Origin of the sequence: Ferroglobus sp. (assembly GCF_015521575.1) — an archaeon.
GTDB lineage: Archaea > Halobacteriota > Archaeoglobi > Archaeoglobales > Archaeoglobaceae > Ferroglobus.
Map to the genome: position 1 here is coordinate 1 of NZ_WANY01000091.1, position 2218 is coordinate 2218.

1 protein-coding gene and 1 pseudogene are annotated in these 2218 nt (G+C 42.3%); one reads left to right on the forward strand and one right to left on the reverse strand.

All coding sequences use genetic code 11. The features are described from left to right. Positions 1–5 precede the first annotated feature (5 nt). A pseudogene (locus F7C14_RS03970) lies at positions 6–355 on the reverse strand (IS481 family transposase); the annotation flags it as partial. An 80-nt stretch (positions 356–435) separates the two neighbouring features. On the opposite strand from F7C14_RS03970, the gene F7C14_RS03975 reads away from it, so the two are divergent. Next, on the forward strand, positions 436–2218 hold a 1783-nt coding region (locus tag F7C14_RS03975; RefSeq protein WP_290900154.1), incomplete at its 3' end, for a GNAT family N-acetyltransferase.

Below are 2218 nucleotides of genomic sequence, written 5' to 3' on the forward strand. Positions count from 1 at the left end.
ACTCATTTCCTTCTCTTTTTCTTGCTCATGATCTCCTCTACCAAGCCGTGTTTGAACAAGACTTTGTATATGGTGTTGTGTGGAATGTGGATGCTATATCCTTCTCTATCTATCCTTTCCAGCAGACTGGGCTGAGTTTGTATTTATTATAGGTTTGAAGGATGATTTGTTCGGTCTCTTCATCGATTAGCTTTGATCTTTTTCCTGCTTACTTTAATTCTGGTGTTCTGCCTGTCTCCCCATATTGTTTCTTGAGCTGGTAGATTCTTCTTGGCGTTACTCTCATCACTGCTGATATTTTTCTTATCTGATTTTTCTTGTTTGTTAATTTTCTCACAAGAGGTTGGCTGTGGATAGTGAAATACCTTTAGGATACTACAATTCGTGCATTTTGGATGAAATTATTTAAAAAGCGAAAGCATAAATCGATTGAGAATGACGTTCACGGCTTTAATGGAAGAGGTTGCTAAAGCTCACGAAATATCGAAAGCCAACAGGCATAGATTTGCTGTCTTTTTATGTTCGGATGAATTGGAAGAGCGGATTTTGAAGCAGGCGAAGAAAATAGTTAGAAAAGTTGATGCCGAGAATATTCTTGCGGTTGGAAGGAGTAAGTTCGTTGAAATGGCGAAAAAGCACTTTAAGGGAAAGGTTATTCACTATAAAAATACTCCTTCCGTTTTGGGTGAAACTTACGACGCCTTAGTCATTGACATGATGGACGGTTTTCACCCAAACGACTTGGGAATCGTCGTGGAAACGATAAGAGAAGGAGGGGTAATCGTCGCTTTATCTCCAAAAATAGAGAAGTGGTTCCATTTAATTGGAAAGTGGCATGAAGAGCTCGTTAGCGAGCCTTATACAGTCGACGACGTCGTACCAAGGTTTTACAGGAGGTTCATAAGGAAAACGCTTGAGGCTGACGGAATAATAATTTTCGATTCCGACAAAAGGAAAATTCTGAAGAAATTCACTTACAAAGAGCACGAAGCAACGAGAGAGGAAATCGTCATTCCAAGCGAGGAGAGGGAGATAAAGAGGAAACTGTACAAGCTATGTGCTACGCAAGATCAGGTGAGGGTTCTTGAAGCTTTTGAAACTTTCTTTGACAGAAAAAGAGAGAAGAAGGCTGTGGTGATTACAGCAAACAGAGGAAGAGGAAAAACGGCTGTTTTGGGGATTGTTACACCCTATTTAATCTCAAGGATGAATAGGGTTTTGAAGAGACCCGTAAGAATCTTAGTTGTTGCTCCAACGCCGTATGCAGTTCAAACATACTTTAAATTCCTTAAAAAGGCTCTTGTGAGGCAAGGAATGAAGGAGTTCAGAGAGAAGAAATCCAACGACCTCATCACGGTTATCAACAGCAAGTGGGCGAGAGTGGAGTATGCGGTGCCAAGAAGAGCGATGGTTGAAAAGGATTATGCGGATATAATAATCGTCGATGAAGCTGCCGGAATAGATGTGCCGGTTCTATGGAAAATAGTTGAAGGAGCGAAGTACATGATATTTTCAACGACGATCCACGGATACGAAGGGACGGGAAGAGGTTTCGCTATAAGGTTTCTCAGAAGGCTTGAGAAGGATGAAAGCGTTGAGATCGTGAAGATACACATGGAGGAGCCGATAAGGTACGGAAAAGGGGATCCGATAGAGGCTTGGCTTTACGAAGTGTTAATGCTTGACGCCCAGCCAGCTAAGATCGAAGAGGAGGATATTGAAAAGATAAAGAGAGGAGAGCTTGAGTTTGAAGAAATAGATAAGGACGAATTGATAAAGAACGATTTGCTACTTAGGGAATTCTTCGGAATTTACGTTCTCGCCCATTATAGGAATCGACCTTCGGATTTGGTAATCCTCCTTGACATGCCCAATCATCTGCCGCTCAGAGTTAAGGTGAACAACAAGACCGTTTGCAGCTTGCATATTGCGATAGAGGGTAAGATGGACGAAGCCACCATAGAGAAAATCGCCAAGGGTTACAAGCCGAAGGGTCAGATAATTCCGGATTTAATTTTGAAGCACTACTGGAACTACGAGTTTCCTAAGCTCACGGGAATAAGAATTGTAAGAATTGCAACTCACCCAGATGTGATGGACATGGGTATTGGCAGCTTCGCTTTGAAGAAAGCTGTGGAATGGGCGAAAAGCAAGGGAATGGACTGGGCTGGAAGCGGATTCGGAGTTTCTCCGGAACTTCTGAGGTTCTGGATGAGGA